The sequence below is a fragment of the Robiginitalea insularis genome (assembly GCF_052497835.1).
On the sequence record NZ_CP199296.1, the window covers coordinates 2,804,678 to 2,830,136 of the forward strand.

Below are 25,459 nucleotides of genomic sequence, written 5' to 3' on the forward strand. Positions count from 1 at the left end.
GTTAGCCTTATAACCATACATTACCTATACAGGATTTGAGTCCTTTCTACAACGCTTTACCATATAACCGGGTTATTTGCTGTTTATCGATAAATTATCAATTTGATAATAAAATTGGATTTAAATTTTGATGTATATTTTTTGTTGAGGTAAAAAATGTGAAATCCTTAATAATTGGCTATATATTTAGGATTCTGAAAATGTAAAAAAACTTTTCTCATAAAGCCGACATTCCATTGCAATAGGATGCCTCGGACCAAATCAATTAAACAGGAATAACATGAAGAACACTATTCTCAGCTTATTGCTACTGGTTTTTACCTCCATGGCATTTTCCCAGAAAGCCCAGGTAGAAGTAGTAAAATCCCAGGATGGGATGAAACTGGTAGTCAATGGGGAAGACTTTATGATCAACGGGATGAATTGGGACTATATCCCAATCGGGACCAATACGGTCAATGCGGAGTTCTGGAAAAAGCCCGATGACATTATCAGAGCCGGACTGGATCATGAAATGTCACTGCTAAGGAACATGAATGTAAATGTGATCCGTCAGTATACCGGGGTTCCCGCTCGCTGGATCAGATACATTTATGAAAATTACGGGATCTATACCATGCTCAACCATTCCTTTGGGAGGTATGGGCTTACCCTGGACGGGGTTTGGACGCCCATTACGGATTATTCGGATCCCAAGACTCAGGAATTCCTTTTATCTGAAGTGGAGCAATTGGCAAAAGAATACCAGAACACCCCGGGCCTCTTGTTATACTTATTGGGTAATGAAAATAACTACGGACTATTCTGGCAGGGAGCGGAGACCGAAGATTTTCCGGATGACGACCAGGAAAAAGCCTTCGTTGGAGAAAATCGCGGCCGCCCCATGTACCGATTAATGAACGAGGCTGCCAAGCTCATGAAAAGCCTGGACACCTCGCATCCGGTAGCCATCTGTAACGGAGACGTTCTCTTTATAGATATAGTGGCTGAGGAATGTAAAGATGTGGATATTTACGGAACCAACACCTACCGCGGGGTTTCCTTTACCGACATGTTCGAGGTGGTTAAAGAAAAGCTGGATATGCCCCTGATGTTCACAGAATTCGGGGCGGATGCCTATAACGCCATCACCAACCAGGAAGACCAGAAATCCCAGGCCTATTATATGGTAGGGAACTGGAAGGAGATTTATGCCAATGCTGCCGGGCTCGGTAAAGCAGAGAACTCCATAGGAGGGTTTACCTTCCAATTCAGCGACGGGTGGTGGAAATATGGTTTTGACGAACGTAAAAATGCTGACGTTCACGATAACAATGCCTCCTGGTCTAACGGAGGCTATTCAATAGACCTGGCACCGGGCGCTAACAACATGAATGAGGAGTGGTTCGGGATTTGCGCCAAAGGGCAAACCGACAGCCGGGGGTTATATGAACTGTACCCAAGGGCAGCCTACTACGCGCTTAAACAAGCCCATCTGATGGACCCGTATGCCGAAGGGGTCACTGAAGGGTTTGTGGAAACATACTTTTCTAACATAGACCTTACCGAAGCCGTTTTGCAGGCGCGTGGAGACAAGGCGGCCCTTGCAGGCGAGAGCAGTAGCATGTTACGGGTAAGCCGGATGGAGGCCCGCTTTACAACCTTTAATACAGGGGGCAGCCTTATTACTACCCCGGAGTCTGCTGATCCCACTGATCGCTCTACCTACCCGAATGAGCTGGGTTTTGACCATATGCAGTCCTATTTTGTAGGAATTGAGGGAAATCCATCTGCCAATATGAGCGCCGAGGTAACTTTCAATATCCTGGGGAATGTGGCGACCAACCCTATAGATGAAATTTTTTATGAAAACCGTGGGCGCCCAGTAGTCGTTAATACGGCAGAAGACGGGGAGGTTGTTTTAAATGATTTTAACCGCGTACAGGTTTACAGCGCCTCCTATAACTGGAATGCAAAAGACTTTGAATTGCGCGGCTTTTACCGTACCGGCCACTACCACTGGGGGTATGAAGGGGATTTTTTCGGGCTGTATCCGGAAGCAAATTACGGGCCCAACCTGGATATCTATAATGGGGAGATATCAGGAATGGAGATAGATGGAAAACGCGCCTTAAAAGGATTTAAGGCGGCCTTCGGGCCTCAACTTTGGTGGGGGGCCAACCCGGCCGTGCTGGTAAAATACCATACCAAGCTTGGTAAATTTGGGGTAACCGGGGTCTTCCATGAAGACATAGATGATTTCGGGACCATTGTTTCTTCTCTGGCGGTACCCATGCCACAGACCCGCCGTGCCACCATCCATGTAGAACGTGAATTGGGGGATTTCAATGTTGAAGTAGGTGGGATCTGGGGTGGACAACCCCTGAATGGACGGGAATTCCAGTTTACAGAAGATAATCCGGCCTACGACCCGGACAACCCGGATGCAGCCTCCAAATATATCGTTTACACAGACGAGGTGAACGACGAGGACAACTGGGGGGCAAAAGCAAAAATCACCTATTCAGGTGGTAAATTCAACTGGTATGCCCAGGGGGCTGTACAAGGCCTGGTTGCTGGCGGTGGTGCGGATCAAATCAAAACCTTTACCGGCTGGCGCCTTAAAGACAGCGGAAGCGGGAACCAGACTAATTTCCTTTCCGGGTTTACCTATACCATTGGAAATGTGCAAATAGCGCCCAACTTCCTGTGGCAAAAACCCATCGTTGGCCCAATGCCAAATGATGTTCAGGGTCCGGGAAGGCTGCGGAATATTCTGGCGGATCCCTTTGTGGTACGGGCCAACCGGGAGATGGTTGCCGGCGAGCTCCTGCTTACCTGGGACCCTACTCCGGGGACCTGGATGTACGAATGGGATAACGACCGCGCAGAGGATGCCAAGTTGGCGGTAAGTGCCGGTTTTGTATACAGGCACCATCCTACTGCGATGGACGCTGCGATTGGTTTTCTGGATTCACGTACCTTGTTTGCCTTCCCAAACTCCGTTCCGGCCCAGGACCTGTGGGAAACCCATGCGCGAATCGTCTCCAAGATCGATTCAGAGTTTGGTCTGATTGCCAACCTGTATTTTGGAAACGACCAGGCCCGAGGTAGCGATGAACGTCTAATTGAAAGGGTAGGAGGAGATATCCGGATGCTCTATAAAAACATAAAGGTACAGCACTCCTTCAAGATCAATGACTGGGGTCCCTTTGATTACCACAGGGATTTTAACCTGACTTTTCCGGTTCAGTTAATGCTGGACCTGTCTACTACTTTGGGGAAACCAGACTGGTTTATATTGCCCAATACGCAAATAGGGATAAGGGGGACCTGGCGCTCACTGAATGAGTTTTCAAACCGATACGCGCCGAATGCAGCAGAAGAGTTTGCCGATGACTCCATCATCAGCCCGGTAGGTTTTGACTTTGGTACGGAATGGGAAATCCGCACCTACATCCATATTAACATTGGTAAATAAAAAATAGCAAGATGAAATACAGAAGATTTAATTATCTGAAAAATAGCTTAATTCTCGGCGTTTTGCTTGTAATTGCAACGGCATGCGAGCGGGAAGTGTCCGACCAGGTAGAATTCGCCACTTTTCCGCAAAATGCAGAAATTTTTATAGACGGCTTTAGTGGCGGGCTGGAATACCTACCCTTTCAGGGCTCTAAACTGGACGCTTTTTCTGTGGATACGGAAACAGTTTATGAAGGTTCGGCCTCTATGCGGTTTGATGTACCTAATTTTGGTGATCCGGCAGGATCCTTTGCCGGAGCGATCTTTCCGGATATGGGGGGGCGTGATCTTTCCGATTACGATGCCCTTACTTTTTGGGCTAAAGCTTCAAAGGCGGCAACTATCAATGAAATTGGTTTTGGGAATGACTTTGGGGAAAACAAGTATCTGGTAACCAAACAAAACCTCCGTATCAGCACCGCCTGGACAAAATATGTGATACCTATACCAGATCCGTTTAAACTTACTATGGAAAAAGGTCTGTTCTGGTATGCAGAAGGGCCTGAAGGCGGAGATGGTTACAGTTTCTGGATTGATGAATTAAAATTCGAGAAACTGGGTACAGTAGCACAGCCCCAGCCTGCTATTTTTGGGGGAGAAGATTTAGAAGCACCGGCATTTATAGATATTCAGGGAAATATCCCTAGGGAAGGTCTTACCCAGACCTTTAACCTGGCTTCAGGAGGCAATCAAACTGTACAGGCGGCACCGTCATATTTTGATTTTGCCTCTTCCAACCCAGGGGTGGTACTGGTTTCTGAATTAGGAGTGCTTACCCCTGTAGGTATAGGTACGACAGAAATAACAGCTACCCTGGCCGGTGTAAAGGCCAAAGGGTCTGCGACCCTTACCGTGGAAGGTAGTTTCGATTTTGCACCCGAACCTCCGGTAAGAGATCCTGCTGATGTGATTTCCATTTTCAGTGAAGCTTATGACAATATTGCTGTAGACAACTACAATGGCTTCTTCGGCGGGCAGACAACAACCGGAGGGCTAGTTGATTTAGGGATTGACCAAATCCTCATTTACGAAAACCTGAATTTTGTAGCTACTTCTTTTACGAATCCAACGGTTGATGTTTCCGGGATGACCGTCCTGCACGTAGATATCCGAACCGATGAGGCCATTGATCCCAGTGACACCCTTATTTTGGAGTTGATAGATTTCGGGCCCGACGGAACATTTGGCGGCGGCAATGATACTGGAGGAGGCTATACTATCTCAAGTGGAGAACTTACAAGCGGTAACTGGGTCAGTTTCGATATCCCAATTTCCAGCTTTACAAATAATACCGGAGGAGGTTTAAGCGGCTTTGTAAGCGGGGCCAGAGCCAACCTCGCTCAGTTTGTATTCGCTTCAGGTGGCATTTCCAGCATTGTGGTGGACAACATTTACTTCTACAACGAGTAGGCTTAAAAAAACAATATGAATAAGACAAACAAGATGAAAACGTCAATAGTCAATCTCCAAAATGAGTATTCAGAGAGCCGATGGCAGCACATTGCTATCGTTCTTTCATTACTACTCCTTATTTCAATAGCAATGGGTTGTGATTATGAGGATGAACAAAAAGTGACCAATTTTACTGAACTTACTTTTCAGGATGAATTTGATACCGATGGCGCCCCAGATCCTTCTATTTGGGATTACAATATCGGAAATGGCCCCAACGGCGATGGCTGGGGAAACCAGGAATTACAGTATTATACGGACAGACCCGAAAATGTGGTGGTTAATAATGGCTTTCTGATTATTACAGCAAGACAGGAAAGCTTCCAGGGATCCGGATATACTTCTGCACGGCTTTTGACCAAAGGGCTCTTTCAACAAACCTATGGCCGTTTTGAAGCCCGCATCCGAACACCCTATGGTCAGGGAATCTGGCCGGCTTTCTGGATGCTTGGGGTGGAAGACAGCCCAACTGAGATCTGGCCCTTTATTGGCGAAATCGATATCTTGGAAATGAGGGGTCAGAATCCGAACCTGCTTATCGGAAGTCTCCACGGCCCGGGCTACTCGGGCGGAGAAGCCATTTCAAAGGAGTTTACCCTTCCCAATGATCGTATGGATACAGGTTTTCATGTCTATGGCATTGAATGGGGTCCGGACTATGTAAATTACTATATAGACGATGTACTATACAACCAGATTACCCCTGAAGACCTTCCCGATGATGCTGAATGGGTTTTTGACAATGATTTCTATTTTATTTTAAACGTAGCGGTGGGGGGCACTTTCGTGGGCTCGCCAGATGCAGAAACGAATTTTCCTCAGACCATGGTTGTAGACTATGTGAGGGCTTATAAATATAACGGACTAAACTAAAAAATGAAGACTATGAAACAAGTACTAAAACTTGCCAAACGGTTCTCTTTATGGGCCTTTGCACTTTCGATTCTCGGGCTGGGATGTACCGATGTGGAGAATATGTTTCCCACGGTAACTGCCGCCTTCACTTATACGGTTAACGAAGATACCGGTACAGTATCCTTTATCAACCTCTCTGAGGATGCCCGGACCTATGCATGGGATTTCGGGGATGGAAGCAGTTCAACGGAAGTAAACCCATTTAAAACCTATTCGGCTTCCGGAAGTTATACCGTATCGCTGGTAGCAACCAATTCTTCCGGTGCATCCGATTCGGCAGAAGATGCCCTTTCCATTACGATACGGATTCCGGCCTCCCTGCCGATCAACTTTGATGGGACCAATACTATTTACAATATAACGGCATTTGACGGAGCGGCCTTTGCCATCGTGGAGGATCATCCGGCTAAAACGGCCAAAAATGCAGCAACTTCCAAAGTGGGGGAGCTAACCAACAGCGGTGCAACTTTTGAAGGGATTTTTATTGACCTGGCTGAAGACATAGACCTTACGGATGATAAAACAATTCAAATAGAGTTTTATTCAGAAGTGGCTATAGATGTTCTTGCCAAACTGGAACAAGGTTCGGCAGCCGCAGTGGAAACCACCGCCAGCCATACAGGTTCTGGCTGGGAGACCCTTACCTTTGATTACACTTCTTCTGCTTCCTATTCCCGACTGACTTTGTTCGCAGACGGTGCGGGAACAACAGCAGGTACTTTTTATATAGATAATATTGAGCAGGTAGCTTCAGCCGGAGGTGGAGGCGGAGAGTGCACAGCAGAAACAGCCCAATCGCTGGATGCTGCAGACTTCAACCTTACTTTCTTAACAGATCCTGGTGCGGCCATCGTAAGCGATGGAGCGGCTTACAGCTATATTGACAATCCGGATACGGACAATGCCGTTAATCCTAGTTGTAAAGTTGCACAAGTGGTTAGAGACAACTCCTTGCCCTTTGCCAACAATCAAATCCTGTTTGATTCTAAATTCGATTTTGACGCCAATGATGGCTTTAAATTAAAAGTCTGGGCCCCGGTAGTGGGAACCAATGTGCTGGTTAAATTGGAAGATAAAACCAATTCAGCAGTCAATACAGAGGTTGGAGCCGTAACAACCACGGCGAACGCATGGGAGGAACTTACTTTTGACTTCTCGGCGGCTGCCAGTGGCACCTATGACAAGATTGTATTGTTCTTCGATATCAACACAGATAGCGGGGCGACCTACTATTTTGATGACTTTGGATTATATACGGCTGGCAGCGGGGCAACCTGTACGGCTGAGACCGAGCAGTCCTTAAGTGCTGCGGATTTGAATATTACCTTCCAGACGGATCCGGGTGCTGCCATCGTAAGCGATGGAGCGGCTTACAGCTATATTGACAATCCGGATACGGACAATACCGTTAACCCTAGCTGTAAAGTTGCACAAGTGGTTAGAGACAACTCCTTACCCTTTGCCAACAATCAAATCTTGTTTGATTCTAAATTCGATTTTGACGCCAATGATGGCTTTAAATTAAAAGTCTGGGCCCCGGTAGTGGGAACCAATGTGCTGGTTAAATTGGAAGATAAAACCAATCCAGCAGTCAATTCAGAGGTTGGAGCCGTAACTACCACGGCGAACGCATGGGAGGAACTTACTTTTGACTTCTCGGCGGCTGCCAGTGGCACCTATGACAAGATTGTATTGTTCTTCGATATCAACACAGATAGCGGGGCGACCTACTATTTTGATGATTTCACATTGTATTCAGATGGCGGTGGCGGAACCACGGCTTCTCTCGAACTGCCTATTAGCTTCGATGATACCAATGTGAATTATGATTTTGTAACCTTTAACGGGGCCTCTTACAGTGTTGTGGACAACCCGGATTTATCAGGTGTAAATACGGTAGCTTCTAAAGTTGGGGAGATTGTCAATATTGGTGCTGCCTTTGAAGGAGGAGCCTTTACACTGGATACGCCTGTTGATTTTTCTACAGATAAAGCCATTACCATGAAGTTCTGGTCAACCACTGCCGTCCCGATATTGCTGAAGTTTGAAGGTGCAGGTGCTCCAATCGAGACTACCGCGAATCATACGGGTAGTGGTTGGGAACAGATAACCTGGACCTTTACTTCATCCGATCAGTTCAGTACCCTGGTCCTCTTTGTAGATGGCCCTGGTGCTACAGCCGGTACATTCTACATGGATGACATCGAACAGGTTCCGGCTGGCGGTGGCGGAACCACAGCTTCTCTCGAACTGCCTATTAGCTTCGATGATACCAATGTGAATTACGATTTTGTAACCTTTAATGGGGCCTCTTATAGTGTTGTGGACAACCCGGATTTATCAGGTGTAAATGCGGTAGCTTCTAAAGTTGGGGAGATTGTCAATGTTGGTGCTGCCTTTGAAGGAGGAGCCTTTACACTGGATACGCCTGTTGATTTTTCTACAGATAAAGCCATTACCATGAAGTTCTGGTCAACCACGGCTGTTCCGATATTGCTGAAGTTCGAAGGTGCAGGTGCTCCAATCGAGACTACTGCGAATCATACGGGTAGTGGTTGGGAACAGATAACCTGGACTTTTACTTCATCCGAGCAGTTCAGTACCCTGGTCCTCTTTGTAGATGGCCCTGGAGCTACAGCCGGTACATTCTACATGGATGACATCGAACAGGTTCCGGCTGGAGGTGGCGGTGGCGGTGGCACCACGGCTACCTTCCCACTGGATTTTGAAGATGGAGCATTGTTTTTTAGTGCTTTTGAAGGCGCTACTGTTGCGGTCATTGATAATCCTCAACCCACCGGCAACCCATCTTCCAAAGTTCTGGAAATGACCAAGCCTGCAGGAGTTCCTTTCTTTGCTGGAATTACCACAGATCAGACTCTGAATGGCCCGGATATCAACCTTGCGAATGGCCTGGTCTTTACTATGAAGATCTGGTCTCCAAAACCGAATATCAATGTTCGAATGAGACTGGAGCAGGAACCTGGAGTTATAGACCCACCAGCCTATGAAATCTTTCAGACATCCGGGGCAGCAAATGAATGGGTTACGCTCACTTTTGACTTTTCAACCACCCCGGCACAGTCGAGTTTTTCTTACACTCGCCTTGTGCTTAATGCTGATTGGGATACAGATCCGGCCGGCGGTGAAACCTTTTATATAGACGATATAGAACAAGGATCCGGACCACCTGCCCCGGCAGCACCTGAATTGCCGATAAGCTTTGATGACCCTGGAGTAGCCTATACTTTTTCCACCTTTAATGGTGCATCCTACAGTGTAGTGGACAATCCGGATTTATCCGGAGTCAACAATGTGGCATCCAAGGTTGGACAGATTGTAAACAGTGGTGGACCTTTTGAAGGCGGGGCCTTTAACTTGGCTAGCCCTGTGGATTTTGCTACGGACAAACAAATAAAAATGAAGTTTTATTCAAATGTTGCGGTCCCGGTATTGTTGAAATTTGAAGGAGCAGGAGCTCCTGTAGAAACCACGGCAAATCACTCAGGTGGTGGCTGGGAAGAACTGACTTTCACATTCACTACTTCGGCTCAGTTTACAACGCTGGTTTTATTTGTGGATGGTCCTGGAAGCACTTCGGGTACTTTCTACATGGATGACATCGAGCAAGTCGCTTCTGGCGGTGGAGGTGGTGGAGGGGGTACCTCAGCTACTTTCCCATTGGATTTTGAAGACGGAGCACTGTTTTTTAATGCTTTTGAAGGTGCCACTGTTGCGGTCATTGATAATCCGCAGACCACTGGCAACCCGTCTTCCAAAGTTCTGGAAATGACTAAGCCAGCAGGAGTTCCTTTCTTCGCTGGGATTAATTCAGATCAAACTCTCAATGGACCTGATATCAACTTAGCCAATGGTTTGATCTTTACAATCAGGATATGGTCACCCAAACCCAATATTTCCGTACGTATGCGTCTGGAGCAGGAGCCAGGAGTAATCGATCCTCCAGCTTACGAAATTTTCCAGACAGCGACCAATGCAAATGAATGGGTAACGCTGACTTTTGACTTTTCAACTACTCCGGCACAATCCAGTTATTCATATACCCGTATGGTATTGAATGCTGATTGGGGAACGGATCCAGCTGGAGGAGAGACCTACTATATTGATGATATCACACAGCAATAAAATGCATAAATAGTAATCTTGATTCAGAGAAAAAGGTCAGTATTAATTATCCTAATCTGACCTTTTTCAATGAGTCCTCCCAGAAAAAGTCAAAAAACTGTAATTTGTAACAGAGCAAGGATGTAGCCACAAAGCGTGCAGCTTTACTTTACTCACAAACTATTATCGGATTGAATGTCCTGGTTTTGCGTTTACAAAAATCTTAATGGCTTGTTCCAATAATCATCTGTAACAACCCGCTGAAATTAAAATGTCAGATCGAGAAAGAAATAGTGTTTCAGGTATTGATAAAAAGATAGACTCTTTGTTGTCCAACATGTCCCTTTCAGACAAGATCGGGCAGATGACACAGGTATGCCATTTTGATCCTGTCCTGGAAAACTACCTGGACAAGGGGCATATCGGGTCCATTATCCATACACAGGGCCCCCTGCCGGGAGAAACGGCTGCCGGGTGGCAGCAGACCTTTCGCAAATTACAGGAAAAGGCGCTAAACTCCCCACTGGGGATTCCACTGCTCTTTGGTGTAGATGCCGTTCATGGGCAGAATACCTTTGAAGGAGCCACCATTTTTCCCCATAATATAGGTTTGGGCGCCAGCCGCAATGCAAAACTGGTTGAAAGGGCAGCTGAAATAACAGCCCTGGAGACTCGTGCCACGGGATTTAACTGGGTCTTTTCGCCTTGCATTGCCATCCCCTTAAATGAAAAATGGGGCAGGGTATATGAGGCCTTTTCTGAGAGCACTGAACTTACCGAAAAATTATGCCAGGCATCCGTTACAGGCCATCAGGGTGCGGACGGAAATACAATTAAATTAATGGCCACCGCCAAACATTACATTGGTGATGGCTCTACCGATTACGGCGTGGAAGGAGGGGAGACTTCCCTTTCTGAAGCAGCAATCCGGAAATATTTACTTCCTCCTTATGCGGCGGCTGTCAGAAGCGGAGTGGGCTCGGTAATGGCTTCCTTTAATACTTTTAAGGGTGTGCCCCTGCACGCCAGCAAGAGGTGGATTACAGAAATCCTGAAAGGAGAATTGCAATTTGAAGGGATGGTCGTATCGGACTGGAAGGCCTATTCCAGATTCGGGGAATACGAAATTATCAATGCAGGTATAGACATGGTCATGGCCACAGACGGGGATTTCGAACTGTTCCACAATGGCCTGAAGGCAGCCGTGGAGGAAGGAAAAGTATCCCTTTCCCGTATAGACGATGCCGTACGGCGCATCCTGCGCCAGAAATTCCGCCTGGGCCTTTTTGAAAACCCTTTTCCTGACCACGGTCTTTTGGAAAAGATTGGTATTCCCGCTCACAGGGATGTAGCCCGGCAGGCGGTCAGGGAATCCCTGGTATTGCTGAAAAATAAAGGACAAACCCTGCCTGTTAGCCCAAAAACCAAAAAAATTGTGGTGGTCGGGGAACACGCCAATAGTGCCGGCCTACAATCCGGGGGCTGGACCATTAATTGGCAGGGAACCAAAGAAGGATACAAAGGATCTACCAGCATTCTGGAGGGTATCAGACAAAAGGCTGAGGGAAAAGTGGTATATGACGCCAATGCTGAAGAAGATCATTCGGATGCAGACCTTGCAATTATCTGCGTGGGGGAACCCCCTTATGCCGAATTTTTCGGAGATATTGGCCATGATTCAAATGAATTGGAGCTGGTCCTTTCAGCAGAACATAAACGCTATATCAGCCATTATCAGCAACAAGGAGTAAAAACGGTAGTAATCCTGATCTCCGGCAGGCCTTTGGTAGTTACAGATCAAATCGAGCAATCAGATGCCTTTTTAGCTGCCTGGCTCCCGGGCTCGGAAGGAGACGGAATAGCAGAAGTGCTCTTTGGCAAATACAACTTTATCGGTAAATTGCCGCACAGTTGGCCGGCCACACAAGATAATTACAACGGTAAGTATGGTCCCAATCTATGGGATCAGGAACCAACAGCACTATTTCCGTTTGGTTACGGGTTGGAATATTCGGATTAGGCACATGGCCCGCATAATTAAATGAGTAATAAATTTATCTAACACAGGTAGAAATGAACAGTTTAGCAAGAATTGGAATATTTTGTCTGACTTTTGTATTTCTGACCGGATGTAAGAATCAAAACGAACCAAAAGCAACCGAACAAGCAACTATGAACATTACCGCTAAGGATATATTGGGAAACCCGGAATATCGCGCCATCTCCTATGGGGGGTACCGGGAGGTTAGTCGTGAGACACAGCCTACTGTGGCCGAATTGAAGGAAGACATGAAAATACTCCATGCCATGGGTATCCGGATTTTAAGGACTTATAATGTGCAGCTCCCGCATGCCTCCAATGTGGTGAAGGCCATAAAGGAATTAAAGGAGGTAGATCCGGACTTCGAGATGTATGTAATGCTGGGAGCCTGGATCGATTGCAAGAATGCCTGGACCGATATGGAGCCCGACCATGAGGTAGAGAGCGAGCAAAATGAAGGTGAAATTGAGCGGGCTGCCAAACTGGCAAGAGAATACCCGGATATCATAAAAGTTCTGGCGGTAGGAAACGAGGCTATGGTAAAATGGGCAGCCAGTTATTATGTGCAGCCCTGGGTGATCCTCAAATGGGTCAACCATTTGCAGGAAATGAAGAAAAAGGGAGAGCTGCCCGAAGACCTCTGGATTACCTGTTCCGATGATTTTGCTTCCTGGGGTGGGGGAGACCCCGAGTACCATACCGAAGACCTCCAAGCCCTGATCAAAGCGGTAGACTATGTTTCCATGCATACCTATCCCTACCACAATACCCATTACAATCCTGAATTCTGGGGAGTACCCGAAGAAGAGGAAGGCCTTTCCGACCTGGAAAAAATAGATAACGCCATGGAGCGCGCCCTGGCTTTTGCCCAGGGGCAGTACCAGGCCGTTTCAGACTATGTAAGCAGCCTGGGGGTAGACAAACCCATCCATATAGGAGAAACCGGCTGGGCCAGTGTTTCTGACGGGCATTACGGACCCAAGGGCTCCAGGGCAACCGATGAATATAAGCAAGGCCGGTACCATGAACTCATGCGCGAATGGACGGAGGCTGAAGGTATCTCTTGTTTTTATTTTGAAGCATTTAGCGAAAAATGGAAAGACCCGCACAATAAAAAGGGATCCGAAAACCATTTTGGCCTGTTAACAGTGGATGGTAAAGCCAAATATCCGCTTTGGGACCTGGTAGACCAGGGGGTCTTTAAAGGGCTTGGGCGTAATAACAAACCCATAACCAAAACTTATAAGGGGAATAAAGACTCCTTAATGCTGGAGGTACAGGTTCCCCCAACACGAAGAGAACAAACCATACCTCACTAATACCACAATGAGAACCCATCTAAAAATATATCTTTTACTTCTGCTTATGGGAATAGCCTTAGGATGCGCTACAGAGAAAGAATTGCAACTTAGTGTATTTGAGACTTCAGCTGCCGGAAATCAGTTAACTACCGTTCAACTTCAAGGTCAGGCCGATACCCCGATCGAAGTAAACCTAAAGCCTGCTGAAAAGTTTCAGACCATTACCGGTTTTGGAGGCTCTTTTACGGAGGCTTCGGCCTATCTGCTCAATCAACTGGGCCCGGACAACCGCAAAGCAATTATACAGGCTTATTTTGGGCCGGATGGTGCGCGTTATTCGCTCACCCGGACCCATATGAACTCCTGTGATTTTTCACTCAGTAATTACTCCTATGCCCCAATAGCCGGAGACACCGAACTGGAGCATTTTTCAATTGACGAAGACCGGGAAGACCTGCTGCCGATGATCAGGGAAGCCATGGCTGCTTCGGAAGATGGGTTTAAAATTGTGGCATCCCCATGGACGGCCCCACCCTGGATGAAAGACAACAATGATTGGAGGGGTGGAAAACTCCTGCCCGAATACCGGGATACCTGGGCACTGTTCTTTTCAAAATACCTGGAAGCTTACAAGGCAGAAGGAATAGATATCTGGGGGCTTACCGTTGAAAACGAACCGCTTGGAAATGACCAGAACTGGGAGAGTATGCACTTCAGCCCAAAGGAAATGACCGACTTTGTGGTTGATTTCCTCGGGCCAAAATTAGAAGAAGCAGGCCATGATGTTAAAATACTGGGCTATGACCAGAACAGGGAACACCTTGAAGAATGGGTAGATGAGATGTACAGGGACCCTGAGGCCGTGAAATATTTTGACGGGACGGCCATTCACTGGTATGCCAGTACTTTTGAAGTGTTTCCGGAAGCCTTGCAATACGCTCACCAGAAAGCCCCTTCCAAGTATTTGATACAGTCTGAGGCCTGTGTGGATGCGGAGGTGCCCAAGTGGCAGGATGATGCCTGGTACTGGTCCAAAGAAGCAACAGACTGGGGTTGGGACTGGGCTCCGGAAAAGGACAAGCCCTTACACCCTAAATACGTTCCGGTATATCGCTATGCCAGGGATATCATCGGATGCATGAATAACTGGGTGGATGGCTGGATAGACTGGAATATGGTACTGGACCGGCAGGGCGGCCCCAATTGGTTTGAAAACTGGTGTGTGGCCCCGGTAATTGTAGACCCGGAGCAGGATGAGGTTTATTTTACCCCGCTATATTACACCATGAGCCATTTCAGCCGGTTTATTCGTCCGGGAGCCAGGCGGATCGGGTTTGAGCTCAATGATAAGGATTTATTGCTTACCGCTGCTGAAAACCCGGATGGTTCTATAGTTGTGGTGATGCTGAATCAGACCATGAATAAAAAGGCCGTTAGCCTTAAACTGGGAGAAGCCTCCAGGACTACTCAAATTGATGCTCAGGCGATACAGACAATAGTAATACCAGCTAACCAAGAATAAAACCTATAAAACCTAAAACCAAACGATATGTCTACTTACAAAACCGCTGCCAAGGATAAGGTGCCAATCGGCCAGAAGATGGCTTTCGGATCAGGACACCTGGTCCTGAACCTGCTGCCCGGAGCCCTGGGATTCTTTATGTTTTTCCTGCTTACGGCCTTTGGAATGGACCCTTTCCTGGCAGGATTGCTGGGAGGACTCCCGCGAATCTTTGATGCCCTGACGGATCCCATTATGGGTTTTATTTCGGACAACACCAATTCCCGCTGGGGGCGCAGACGTCCTTATATTTTTATTGGGGCAATCCTCAGTGGAATTTTGTTTGCAGTACTCTGGCAGCTGGACGAAAACAACTCCCAAACCTATAATTTCTGGTATTTCCTGATATTTTCAATGGTATTCCTGATCGGAAACACTATGTATGCCACCCCTCTTGTCGGGCTGGGATACGAAATGACTTCCGACTACAACGAACGTACAAGATTAATGGCCTTTGCCAATACCATGGGGCAGATAGCCTGGATGGTCGTACCCTGGTTCTGGGTGATTATTGCCGATCCTGAAATCTTTGAAACCCAGGCGGTGGGCGTACGTCAGTTATCCATGATTGTGGCCGGGGTTTGTATTGTTCTCGGGATTTTGCCAGCTATTTTTTGTAAGGGGATAGACGCAAGGAATATGGAAAACCGAAAAAAAATATCCTTCAAGACCTTATTGAGCAACCTTAAAGATCTGTTTAAGGGAATCAAAGAGGTTTCCAAGAACAAACCTTTTATGAAACTCTGTGGGGCAACTTTCCTGGTTTTCAATGGATTTCAAATGGTGGCCGCCTTCAGTGTTTATATCATTGTCTTTTACATGTTTAACGGAGACTATGGAGCAGCCGGAACCTGGCCAGCCTGGTTTTCAACCATAACGGCCGTCCTGACAGCCTTTGTGGTAATTCCCATCATATCCAAGATGTCTGATAAATGGGGCAAACGAAAGGCTTTCATCATATCTACGGTGCTTTCTATTATCGGTTATCTCCTGAAGTGGTGGGGCTTTGAGACGTCGCTGAATGACAAATTCAACCAAACCAGCCTCGGGCAATCCCTGAATAGTGGGGTCGGAGCTCTTTTTGATTATTTGAATCCCTTCCTGGAAAGTGTAGGGATGTCCTGGTTTAGCATTGATACCAGCCAGGGGGCTCCCTGGTTAATCTTTATCCCTATTCCATTGATGGCTTTTGGCTTGGGAGGACTATTTACACTGATGATGAGTATGACCGCTGATGTATGCGACCTGGATGAGCTGAAAAACGGGATGCCTCGAAAAGAAGGAACTTTTGGGGCCATCTACTGGTGGATGGTAAAATTAGGCCAGGCTATTGCCCTGGTACTGGGAGGTTTGGTTCTGAAACTGGTAGGTTTTATCTCCGATGCTGAAACCCAGACTTTGGAAACCATGAACAACCTCAGAATTGCAGACATTGTTATTCCCTCGGTTACGGCGGCCCTGGCAATCTGGGTAATGTATACCTACAGCCTGAATGAAGAGCGTGCCCGTGAAATTAAAGCAGAGCTGATAAAGCGCAGGGGGGAATTGTAAAACAAAGAAGAACCAACTAACTAACAAGTTTAAATATTATGTCGTTTTCAAATAGAAAAGAAAAATTCCTGGCGCTGGCTAACCTTGATTTCGCCGGGAAAAATAAAGAGGAATTACAGGAGATCAGCCGGAAGGTATTGGAAGAAGGTATGCACGGGCTATGTTTCAGCCCTTATATGGAAGGGCAGAAACCGGGAGACCGGATTTCTGAAGAGCAGATCCACAGGCGCATGAAAATCATACAGCCCTATACCCAATGGATTCGCTCCTTTTCCTGTACCGAAGGGAACGAAGCCATCCCCAGGATTGCCAGGGAGTACGGTATTAAGACCATGGTGGGCGCCTGGTTGGGCGACGACCCGGATATCAACCGGCAGGAAGTGGAAAACCTTATTCAACTGGCCAAAGAAGGCTTTGTGGATATAGCGGCGGTTGGAAATGAGGTCATGCTGCGTGGCGATCTCACTGAAGATGAGCTATTGGGCTTTATCCAGCAGGTAAAGGACGCGGGTACGGGTATTCCAGTGGCCTATGTGGATGCCTATTACGAATTTGCTGAAAGACCCCGGATTACGGAGGCCTGTGATGTAATCCTGGCAAACTGCTACCCCTTTTGGGAAGGCTGTGACCTGGACTATTCCATCCTCTATATGAAAGATATGTTTAACCGGGCTATCCGGGCAGGGAACGGCAAAAAGGTCATTATTTCCGAGACGGGCTGGCCCAGCCAGGGATCCAGTCTGGAAGGGGCCTATCCCGGATATGAAAATTTCCTGAAGTATTTTATCAACACCCAGAAATGGGCGGCTGAAGACGATATTGAAATTTTCTACTTCTCTTCCTTTGACGAATCCTGGAAAGTAGGGGCCGAGGGAGACGTAGGGGCCTATTGGGGCCTTTGGGACAAAGATGAGCAGCTAAAATTCTGATATCTAATATCTGCAGAAATGACCTGGGGTAGTATTTACTACTTCAGGTCTTTTTTTATGCATTCTGGTTCTGGAATTACTTCCCGATACAGAAATTCGAAAAGATATTTCCCAGCAGGTCGTCCGAACTGATCTCCCCGGTTATTTCCCCCAGGTGATACAATGCCTGGTTGATGTCAATGGACACGAGGTCTGAGGGTACTTCCGCCTCCATTCCTTCTTTTATTTTCCCAACCGCCTCGAGGGCATTGTTCAGGGCTTCAAAATGCCTCGTATTGCTGACTATGGGGTCATTATTGGTAAGCAGGCCCCTGTTTACAAAGCTCAGTAATCGCTCTTCCAAGGCTTTAAGCCCCTTCCCTTCCTTTGCAGAAAGGAACAGCACATCCTCAAACTTTTCTGAAGCTTTTTGCTGCATTGGCTCATCCATCAGGTCTTTTTTATTGACCAGGGTCAGCCTTGGGATTTCCGGATAAGTAGCCGCAAGTTCCGAAAGCTCCTCAACAGCCTCCTCCAGCCTGGAATCTGTAAGCTTGCTCCCGTCCAGCATATAGAGGATGATCCGGGCCTTGGCCATTTTTTCACGGGTCTTTTGTATCCCGATATGCTCCACAACATCGGTAGTCTCCCGTATGCCTGCAGTATCGATAAAGCGGAAGCCAATCCCTTCAATAACCATTTCATCTTCAATGGCATCGCGGGTGGTCCCGGCTATTTCACTGACAATTGCTTTGTCTTCCTTCAGCAGGGCATTTAAAAGGGTGGACTTGCCTACATTGGGCCGCCCTGCAATGGCAATGGGGATTCCCTTTTTAAGGACATTACCCATGGCAAAGGAATCGATGAGCTTTTTTAGCAGTTCACTAAGCTTATCTAACAATGCATAAAACTCCGTACGGTCCGCAAACTCCACGTCTTCCCCGGAAAAATCAAGTTCCAGCGTAATCATAGAGGCAAAGTGGATCATTTGCTCCCGCAAATCCTTAATCTCTGAACTGTACCCGCCCCGCATCTGCTGCAAAGCTATTTGGTGGCTGGCGGCATTTTCAGAGGCAATCAGGTCGGCAACAGCCTCCGCCTGGCTGAGGTCCATTTTTCCGTTTACAAAGGCGCGCAGTGTAAATTCACCTGCTTTGGCTATACGGCAGCCCTTCTTTAAAAACAACTGCAGGATTTCCTGCTGGATGTAGGGAGATCCATGACAAGAGATCTCCACCACGTTTTCCCCTGTATAAGAGCGCGGGGCTATAAATACCGATACCAATACCTCATCGATCATCCGATCCCCGTCATAAAGCCCTCCCAGGTGGATGGTATGGCTTTTTACAGCGGCCAGATCTGCCCCGCTGGCGGCCTTGAATTGTTTGGCCACAATAGCAACAGCGTCCTTACCTGAAATCCGGATAACGGCAATGGCGCCGGCACCGGAAGGGGTGGAGAGTGCGATGATGGGTTCCTCAGTATACATAGCCCTTATGCATGATTTTGTATTCGATTTAAATTAAAACCCTATATCCAGTATTATTGCAAAATTACGACTAATTATATAGTCTGATCAAAGGAATACAGTTTCCCTTTTACTAGTGGAAACTGGGAATCTGTTGTACGGGGATGTAACATTTTATAAATTTTTGCGACACATAATTAAAACCCTAAAATCCATCAAAAAATGCAAATAGTTTCCGAAAGCGGCCTGAGGGAAGACAGGCCTTTACTCAGTGTGATGCACCTTACCCAGCTGCTGTCTTACCTTATCGGTTTTGGGGGGCTGATAGTGCCACTGGTGCTCTGGCTTAGTACCCGCAACCGGGTAATTGGGATGGACGAGCATGGAAAGGCAGCCGTAAACCTGCAGCTGAGCCTATTACTCTATGCGATCCTCAGCATTCCGGCTATCTTGTTGTTGGGTCTGGGAATATTAACCCTGATAGGAACTTTGATCCTGGGCTTTGTAATGCCCATAGTAAATGCGGTACGGGCTGGTCAGGACGAGTCGCCCAGCTATTTTATGACGATACCGTTTATTAGTTAGTATTTATATTGGTTGTTGACTTTTTAAGAATTGCTTAAAAAAGGAACCTTTTGCTCTTAAATCAGCGGATAAACAGATAGAGCCAAATTTAATTCCAGGACTACTATCTCAGAATAAAGTCTATAGTACTTCACTCCTTATTTCATCAATATTCATCCAGCGGTGTTTGAATAGATGCTCGGGGTTTTTATATCCAAATTCTTTTCTGGTCTGGACAGTATATTTTAATGCAATTAAATTTAAAATCCCGAACGAAATCACTCTTTTAAAGATGTTTTTCCGAGGAAAGACTACAAGCGTTTGATATTTAAATACAACATTAGCCATTCTAACCTTATAGGGCAGGTTCCCCCATTCTAAATCTATCAGCAGAATATTGTTTTTATAACACCAATCCAAAATATACCAAAACATCAATCTGCCCATACTATAGGGTGCAAAGTCCTGATCATAGGAATTAAGCGCAACGGTTAATAAATTTTTAAAATGATAGTTGAGGGACATACCGGCGACTTTGTCATCCGAATACACCACAACCAAAGAAGCGCTCTTATTTTGGATTTGCTGATATACGTTCTTTTCATAAAGCGACCACCTTTTAAGTGCGTAATGCCTCTCTGCATCATTTCCGAATCTCGCCTCTATCAGTCTTTTAAATTGACTCAGTAAATTTTCGCACTTAAGCCGATCAATTTCACCATGGTAAATTTTAATATACGGATCATGTTCTTTTTCCAACCGCTGTTTATCTTGCCTGAGATTCTTATAGACTTTTTTTCCCAATTGTTGCCTTAGAAATTCAGTTGCGTTCCTACATTTAGTTAGCTGCATGGCATACCCCAATCTGAAATTTTTGGAGCAGCTGGCATATTCTGATTTTAAAGCAACCCCATCAGGTAGCAAATAAGGCGGAATACAATTTATGACTATAATGGCATTTTTATTTGCCTGGTTAATTTCGAAATCCTTAAAGTATTCAGCCGGTATTCCCTCAAAATTTTTAAATGCAAAACACACTTTCCCCTCCTCATAGAAATCTAAGTGAAAATTTCGCCTGATAATAGAAATGAATTTCATTACATTATTTAAGGGGTCACAATATGGCGTAAATCATGATATAAAAATAAAGGAGGATGGATATATATCCACCCTCCTTTTTATTTAAAAATTAAAATTATGTCTTACTCAGCATACTCAAAGTACATGGCCCAGCTTCCGCCTGGGAATCCACATCCTTCGGCCCAGATAGTTTCATCACAATCATTACATGAAGTAGGATAAGGGATGATCAATGGCTGAACGTTGTTTCCGGGAACCAAAATAATTCCGATAAAGTCTCCACATTCAGGATTGAAGCCTTCACCTGATGCAGTTGCTAAGGCTATCAATTCATCCACTCGGCCTTGTAAGAAGGCTCCCAGACTGTAATTTGCTCCGGTAGGATCTTCTACAACATCAATGAGGTACCAGATTGCAAACTGCAAATCCCCGTAAGTATAGGTTCCAAGAGCATTAGGGCTCTCAGTTCCTACAATGTTCTGATTCAATAACCAGTTAACTAAATCCAGGTTCTCTGGTTTTTCCAGCAATCCTTCTGGAAGTGCGTTGGCATCTGAACTTTCATAAATTGGTACATCTGTGAAGCAGTTTGGAGTAATACCCAAATCGTTATCAATACACCAGGAACCATAATCACCGGTAAGAATACCACCTTCAAGAGAAATATTGACGTAGGCATCGGGCCCCTGATTAATGGCGCAGAAATCAACCGTTTCAGGCAGATTAGCTGTAATTGTTTCGAGGGAATTGGTAGAACACTCTACAACCCCATGAATGGCCAGCCACGGGCCTTCATTGGCAACTGTCACAGAGAAACTATTGGTACATTCAATTCCGTCATTGACGTAGTCGAAATTTCCAATTTTAGGATTCCCGGTTTGATTAATGGCAAAATTACTGGGATCGTCCGCTACATCTACATGAGCTTCAGTCAAACAGTAATCTCCTTCGGTGATGCTGTAGGTAATCACATAATTGGAACCATCTTCTTCAACGCTTACTGTACCAACTACGGTGTTCTGGCCGGCAATCAAATTTCGTACGGAACCGGAACATCCTTCCATTACAAAATCCAAGCTCTCTGAAGTGGCTTTTCCATTTACAGCCTCCAAAGTCTGATCGTTTAGTTGTTCTGTCTCGCAGGATACGAGAACAAGGGCTGCGCTAAAAGCGAGCGATAGTAATTTTTTCATAATTCAAGTGTTATTGTTAACCAGTTTATTAGTTTGAAAGTAAAGGTATTAACTCATTTGTCCAGGTATGTATAATATCGACAACCGACGAAATAAATCGTCTAACCTCTACAAATATATCTGCAAGTTATTGAATTATGGTGCCTTGGAAATGATCTGTATCAGTAATGGGCATTAATTATTCAACATCACCGGCATTACCAGCATGGTGACGGATTCACCCTGGTCCAGGCCATCGGCCGGCGTCAGGATGCCTGCGCGGTTGGGAAGGCTCATTTCCAGGGAAATTTCATCGGAATTGAGATTCCCGAGCATTTCAATGAGGAAACGGGAATTAAAGCCAATCTGCATATCATCGCCCTGATAGGAACAGGTAAGGCGCTCTTCGGCCTTGTTGCTGTAGTCTATGTCTTCAGCCGAGATATTTAGTTCCGCCCCGGCAATCTTCAACCGGATCTGGTGGGTGGTCTTGTTTGAGAAGATGGAAACCCTGCGAACAGAGCTGAGCAATTGTGACCGTTGTATCACCAGTTTATTCGGGTTTTCCTTGGGGATTACCGCCTCGTAATTCGGGTATTTCCCATCTATCAGCCGGCAAACCAGTTCTGTGTTTTCAAAAGTGAATTTGGCGTTGCTGTCATTATAGGAGATGGTCACTTCTTCCTCACTTCCTGCCAGGATTCCTTTGAGCAGGTTTAACGGCTTTTTGGGCATAATAAACTCAGCAACCTCTGAGGCCGAAACATCCGTTCGCTGGTATTTCACCAGTTTATGGGCGTCAGTGGCAACGAAGGTCAGGTTTTCAGGAGAAAACTGGAAAAAGACCCCGCTCATTACGGGGCGCAGGTCGTCGTTACCGGCGGCAAAAATGGTCTTGTTTATGGCGGTTGCCAGGATGTCGCCCATGATTTTGGTGGTAGAGGGATCCGGCAATTCAACAGCTTTGGGAAATTCAGCTCCGTCTGCATAGGCCAATGCATACTTTCCATGGCTGGAGCTGATCTCAACAGTATGGTTGTCCTCAACCACAAAGGTCAAGGGTTGCTCCGGAAAGGTTTTCAGCGTATCCAGCAGCAGGCGGGCAGGCACGGCTATGGTTCCGGAATGCTCGGACTCCACCTTGAGTTCGGCGCTCATGGTGGTCTCCAGGTCGGAGGCTGAAACCGTAAGGCTGTTCTCCCTGAGGTCAAAGAGGAAATTATCGAGTATAGGCAGGGTATTGCTATTGCTGATCACTCCGCCAAGGATCTGTAACTGTTTTAACAAATAAGTGCTGGAAACTATAAACTTCATGCTTTAAATCGCTTTCAACAGTCGCAAATACGGCAGTACTGCGGCTGTCTGATATCAAGACAAATATATCCTAATTGTCCTTTTATGTAAAACAAACTTATCAACAGGAATCAGCGAAATCGCCGTCTTCGGAAATAGTTGAAACCCCAGCCGATCAAAACAATCAACAGCAGTGGAAGCCCTATGTTCAGGAGTTGCCACTTGCCTCTGGATGCTGCAAATTTTTCAGGATCCAGTAAAGGAATGCGAACTTCCTTATTGCGAATGTTTATAAGTCCACTGTCATCCAGCAGGTAATTCACAGCATTCAGCAGAAATTCCTTATTTCCGTAGAAATTATTGGTCCATTTGTCATATCCCAGTTCCAGCGGGCGCCCGTTTTGGAGCTGATTGGCAATCAGGTCCCCGTCACTGATCACAATCATTTTATTTTCGGGGCCTTCTTCCCTGTAGGGTAGCTCCCCTGAAGGCCGTATCCGGTTTTTGTAAGCAGACTGAAAGTCTCCCTCCACAAGTACCGCTACCGGATAATTACCGGGACCGTAGGTGCTGCGGTCGGGTTCCTGCCGGATCAGGTCCAGGCTGATCATTCTTGGAACTCCCTCCTTTTTGGAAAGGGGGGAGGAGGTATAAAGAATCGTCTTCTTATAGGCATTCTCCAGGGTATCGATACTGCCGGCGAACTGCATGCGTAACGCTTCCAGTTGCCTGTTAATGGGGTGATTGTCTGCAGAGAACAACATGGGGTAATAAAACCAGGGGACCGGGTTGTACTGAGAACCACTGCCGGAACCGGTGGCCATCACTATCTGCGTGCAATACAGGTCGTTGATCAGGTCTGCATTGAGCCGCAGGCCATAACGGAAAAATAAATCCCCCAGGCCCAGATCCCTCCTCAGGGCCACTGCCTCGCCCGCTTCATTCATCAGGCTGTCCATTTCGATGGCTGCAGCATCCATCAGCCAGAGGGTCTTCCCCCCGCCAACCATATACTGGTCCAGCAGGTATTTTTCAACATCCGTAAAGGCTTCCGTAGGTTTGGCAATGATGGCAGCATCAAAACTTTTAAGGCTTTCCAGCGTTCCTGCAGCATTGGTTTCAACCGAATCCAGGGTAAAGGCGGCAATATTGTAATAACCCTTGAGCGCAGTCAGGAAATCTGCCAGGTAACGATCTTCCAACTCCCCATTCCCTTTGAGGATGGCGACCTTTTTTTTATCCCTAAACCCCAATTTTGTAAAGGCATCGGCCAGGCCGTATTCCAGGTACTGAATGGAGTTATTGATGCGCTCTTCCATGGAAGCCCCCAAAAGGTTCCTGAGCAGGGCTACTTTCTCGGTTCGCTCCCCATTGGTGACCATGGCCCAGGGAAATACCAGTTCCTGAGATACCCGGTTATTCTCCTCGGTAGTGACACTGGCGGGTTTAAGCCCTAAGGCCTGTAGCTGCTGCAGCGTTTCCTCGCTGCCTGCCGTTCCCTCCATCGGATCGGCAAAAGTAAATTGAATGTTGGGGTTGATCTCTGAAAATTGCTCCAGCAGCAAAGCCGTTTCTTTGCGGAGTTTTAAGAACTCTGCGGGCAGGTCTCCCTCCAGCAATACATCCACGACTACTGGGCCTTCCAGTGCCTCAGCAGCCGCAATACTCTGAGGGGCCAGGGTGAAGCGCTGATCTTCGGTCAGGTCCCAGCGCTTGTAGACGTACTGCGAGAGCAGGTTGAGCAAACCAACGAGCAGGGCTAAACCTATAAGCCGGGAAAGTAATTTGCTATTTTTCATGCTTTGAGCCGGTTTAACTGCAGAACTGCAAAGATGAGGAAGCAGCCGCACACGGATATGAAATAAACCAGGTCCCGGCTGTCCAGAATTCCCTGGTTGATGCTTTCGTAATGTGCCTTCATGCCAAAATTCTCAATAAGCAAAGCCAGCGAACCGCTTCCGGCCAGTCCCGCCAGGCTTTCGAACCCAAAATAGAGTATAAAACAACAGAGGATGGCGATTAAAAAGGAGGCGATCTGGTTTTCCGTAAGCGCAGAGGCGAACAATCCGACTGCGGTGTATGCGGCCATCAAAAAGAACAAGCCCATATACGACCCGATTACCAGGCCGGTATCCAGGTTGCCCTCAGTGGTTCCCAGGTCGTGCAGCGTCCAGACGTAAAGCAGGGTAGGGGCAAGGGCGATCAGTGAGAGGCTCATGGCACCCAGGAATTTTCCAAGCACCAAAGAGGAAGTTGAAACAGGACGGCTTAGCATCAGCTCCAGAGTCCCCAGTTTTCGCTCTTCAGAAAAGGACTTCATGGTAATAGCCGGGATCAGCAATAAAAAAATCCATGGGGCCAGGGTAAAAAACAGGCTTAGGTCGGCAAAGCCGTAATCGAAAATATTAAAAGGCCCCTTAAAGACCCATAGGAACAGCCCTGTAAGCACCAGAAAGAGTCCCATCACCAAATAACCCACTATGGAAGTGAAAAAAGAACTGACTTCTTTTCTGAAAACGGACCACAT

The 25,459-nt window shown here is 46.6% G+C and carries 16 protein-coding genes; 10 read left to right on the plus strand and 6 right to left on the minus strand.

Annotated features, from left to right (window positions below; all coding sequences use genetic code 11):
* Positions 1–280 precede the first annotated feature (280 nt).
* From ACT6NV_RS12725 to ACT6NV_RS12765, 9 genes are all read left to right on the plus strand, one after another.
* Positions 281–3,460, plus strand: a complete 3,180-nt coding sequence (locus tag ACT6NV_RS12725) for a glycoside hydrolase family 2 TIM barrel-domain containing protein (RefSeq protein ID WP_445384822.1) — start codon at positions 281–283, stop codon at positions 3,458–3,460.
* Positions 3,461–3,471: 11 nt separating this feature from the next.
* A complete protein-coding gene (locus ACT6NV_RS12730; RefSeq protein WP_445384823.1) occupies positions 3,472–4,911 on the plus strand; it encodes an Ig-like domain-containing protein in 1,440 nt (479 codons plus the stop codon).
* Positions 4,912–4,944: 33 nt separating this feature from the next.
* Positions 4,945–5,826, plus strand: coding sequence for a glycoside hydrolase family 16 protein (locus ACT6NV_RS12735; protein ID WP_445384824.1), 882 nt, complete (start codon positions 4,945–4,947; stop codon positions 5,824–5,826).
* A 12-nt stretch (positions 5,827–5,838) separates the two neighbouring features.
* Positions 5,839–10,014, plus strand: coding sequence for a PKD domain-containing protein (locus tag ACT6NV_RS12740; RefSeq protein WP_445384825.1), 4,176 nt, complete (start codon positions 5,839–5,841; stop codon positions 10,012–10,014).
* Between the two features lie 250 nt (positions 10,015–10,264).
* On the plus strand, positions 10,265–12,013 hold the full coding sequence (locus ACT6NV_RS12745) for a glycoside hydrolase family 3 protein (RefSeq protein ID WP_445384826.1): 1,749 nt from the start codon (positions 10,265–10,267) through the stop codon (positions 12,011–12,013).
* A gap of 152 nt (positions 12,014–12,165) precedes the next feature.
* Positions 12,166–13,353: a glycosyl hydrolase family 17 protein gene (locus tag ACT6NV_RS12750; RefSeq protein ID WP_445384827.1), complete on the plus strand. Its 1,188-nt coding sequence runs from the start codon at positions 12,166–12,168 to the stop codon at positions 13,351–13,353.
* Between the two features lie 46 nt (positions 13,354–13,399).
* Positions 13,400–14,857: a glycoside hydrolase family 30 protein gene (locus ACT6NV_RS12755; RefSeq protein WP_445384828.1), complete on the plus strand. Its 1,458-nt coding sequence runs from the start codon at positions 13,400–13,402 to the stop codon at positions 14,855–14,857.
* A 27-nt stretch (positions 14,858–14,884) separates the two neighbouring features.
* Positions 14,885–16,447 carry an MFS transporter gene (locus ACT6NV_RS12760; protein ID WP_445384829.1) on the plus strand — a complete coding sequence of 521 codons (1,563 nt, stop codon included), beginning with the start codon at positions 14,885–14,887 and terminating at the stop codon, positions 16,445–16,447.
* 38 nt (positions 16,448–16,485) lie between these two features.
* The gene (locus tag ACT6NV_RS12765) at positions 16,486–17,376 is read left to right on the plus strand and encodes a glycoside hydrolase family 17 protein (RefSeq protein ID WP_445384830.1); all 891 of its coding nucleotides are present in this window, start codon (positions 16,486–16,488) and stop codon (positions 17,374–17,376) included.
* Between the two features lie 76 nt (positions 17,377–17,452).
* On the opposite strand, the gene mnmE is transcribed toward ACT6NV_RS12765, so the two are convergent.
* On the minus strand, positions 17,453–18,844 hold the full coding sequence (mnmE, locus tag ACT6NV_RS12770; RefSeq protein ID WP_445384831.1) for a tRNA uridine-5-carboxymethylaminomethyl(34) synthesis GTPase MnmE: 1,392 nt from the start codon (positions 18,842–18,844) through the stop codon (positions 17,453–17,455).
* Between the two features lie 201 nt (positions 18,845–19,045).
* On the opposite strand from mnmE, the gene ACT6NV_RS12775 reads away from it, so the two are divergent.
* Positions 19,046–19,408 (plus strand): DUF4870 domain-containing protein, encoded by a 363-nt coding sequence (locus tag ACT6NV_RS12775; RefSeq protein ID WP_445384832.1) that lies wholly within the window; start codon positions 19,046–19,048, stop codon positions 19,406–19,408.
* A 120-nt stretch (positions 19,409–19,528) separates the two neighbouring features.
* Here ACT6NV_RS12775 and ACT6NV_RS12780 read toward each other — a convergent pair whose 3' ends face one another.
* The 5 genes from ACT6NV_RS12780 to gldF form a co-directional block, all read right to left on the minus strand.
* Entirely contained in the window at positions 19,529–20,485 is a 957-nt protein-coding gene (locus ACT6NV_RS12780; RefSeq protein ID WP_445384833.1) for a GNAT family N-acetyltransferase, read from the minus strand.
* Positions 20,486–20,589: 104 nt separating this feature from the next.
* Complete coding sequence (locus ACT6NV_RS12785) at positions 20,590–21,660, minus strand: hypothetical protein (protein ID WP_445384834.1); 1,071 nt, start codon at positions 21,658–21,660, stop codon at positions 20,590–20,592.
* Between the two features lie 174 nt (positions 21,661–21,834).
* Positions 21,835–22,953, minus strand: coding sequence for a DNA polymerase III subunit beta (gene dnaN / locus ACT6NV_RS12790; RefSeq protein ID WP_445384835.1), 1,119 nt, complete (start codon positions 22,951–22,953; stop codon positions 21,835–21,837).
* 110 nt (positions 22,954–23,063) lie between these two features.
* Positions 23,064–24,731, minus strand: a complete 1,668-nt coding sequence (gldG, locus tag ACT6NV_RS12795; RefSeq protein ID WP_445384836.1) for a gliding motility-associated ABC transporter substrate-binding protein GldG — start codon at positions 24,729–24,731, stop codon at positions 23,064–23,066.
* The gene (gene gldF, locus ACT6NV_RS12800; protein ID WP_445384837.1) at positions 24,728–25,459 is read right to left on the minus strand and encodes a gliding motility-associated ABC transporter permease subunit GldF; all 732 of its coding nucleotides are present in this window, start codon (positions 25,457–25,459) and stop codon (positions 24,728–24,730) included. The genes gldG and gldF overlap by 4 nt, the downstream gene beginning before the upstream one ends.

Coding starts and splice junctions, on each gene's coding strand:
- ACT6NV_RS12725 (WP_445384822.1), top strand. CDS start 281: ATGAAGAACACTATTCTCAGCTTATTGCTACTGGTTTTTACCTCCATG.
- ACT6NV_RS12730 (WP_445384823.1), top strand. CDS start 3,472: ATGAAATACAGAAGATTTAATTATCTGAAAAATAGCTTAATTCTCGGC.
- ACT6NV_RS12735 (WP_445384824.1), top strand. CDS start 4,945: ATGAAAACGTCAATAGTCAATCTCCAAAATGAGTATTCAGAGAGCCGA.
- ACT6NV_RS12740 (WP_445384825.1), top strand. CDS start 5,839: ATGAAACAAGTACTAAAACTTGCCAAACGGTTCTCTTTATGGGCCTTT.
- ACT6NV_RS12745 (WP_445384826.1), top strand. CDS start 10,265: ATGTCAGATCGAGAAAGAAATAGTGTTTCAGGTATTGATAAAAAGATA.
- ACT6NV_RS12750 (WP_445384827.1), top strand. CDS start 12,166: ATGAACATTACCGCTAAGGATATATTGGGAAACCCGGAATATCGCGCC.
- ACT6NV_RS12755 (WP_445384828.1), top strand. CDS start 13,400: ATGGGAATAGCCTTAGGATGCGCTACAGAGAAAGAATTGCAACTTAGT.
- ACT6NV_RS12760 (WP_445384829.1), top strand. CDS start 14,885: ATGTCTACTTACAAAACCGCTGCCAAGGATAAGGTGCCAATCGGCCAG.
- ACT6NV_RS12765 (WP_445384830.1), top strand. CDS start 16,486: ATGTCGTTTTCAAATAGAAAAGAAAAATTCCTGGCGCTGGCTAACCTT.
- mnmE (WP_445384831.1), bottom strand. CDS start 18,844: ATGTATACTGAGGAACCCATCATCGCACTCTCCACCCCTTCCGGTGCC.
- ACT6NV_RS12775 (WP_445384832.1), top strand. CDS start 19,046: ATGCAAATAGTTTCCGAAAGCGGCCTGAGGGAAGACAGGCCTTTACTC.
- ACT6NV_RS12780 (WP_445384833.1), bottom strand. CDS start 20,485: ATGAAATTCATTTCTATTATCAGGCGAAATTTTCACTTAGATTTCTAT.
- ACT6NV_RS12785 (WP_445384834.1), bottom strand. CDS start 21,660: ATGAAAAAATTACTATCGCTCGCTTTTAGCGCAGCCCTTGTTCTCGTA.
- dnaN (WP_445384835.1), bottom strand. CDS start 22,953: ATGAAGTTTATAGTTTCCAGCACTTATTTGTTAAAACAGTTACAGATC.
- gldG (WP_445384836.1), bottom strand. CDS start 24,731: ATGAAAAATAGCAAATTACTTTCCCGGCTTATAGGTTTAGCCCTGCTC.
- gldF (WP_445384837.1), bottom strand. CDS start 25,459: ATGTGGTCCGTTTTCAGAAAAGAAGTCAGTTCTTTTTTCACTTCCATA.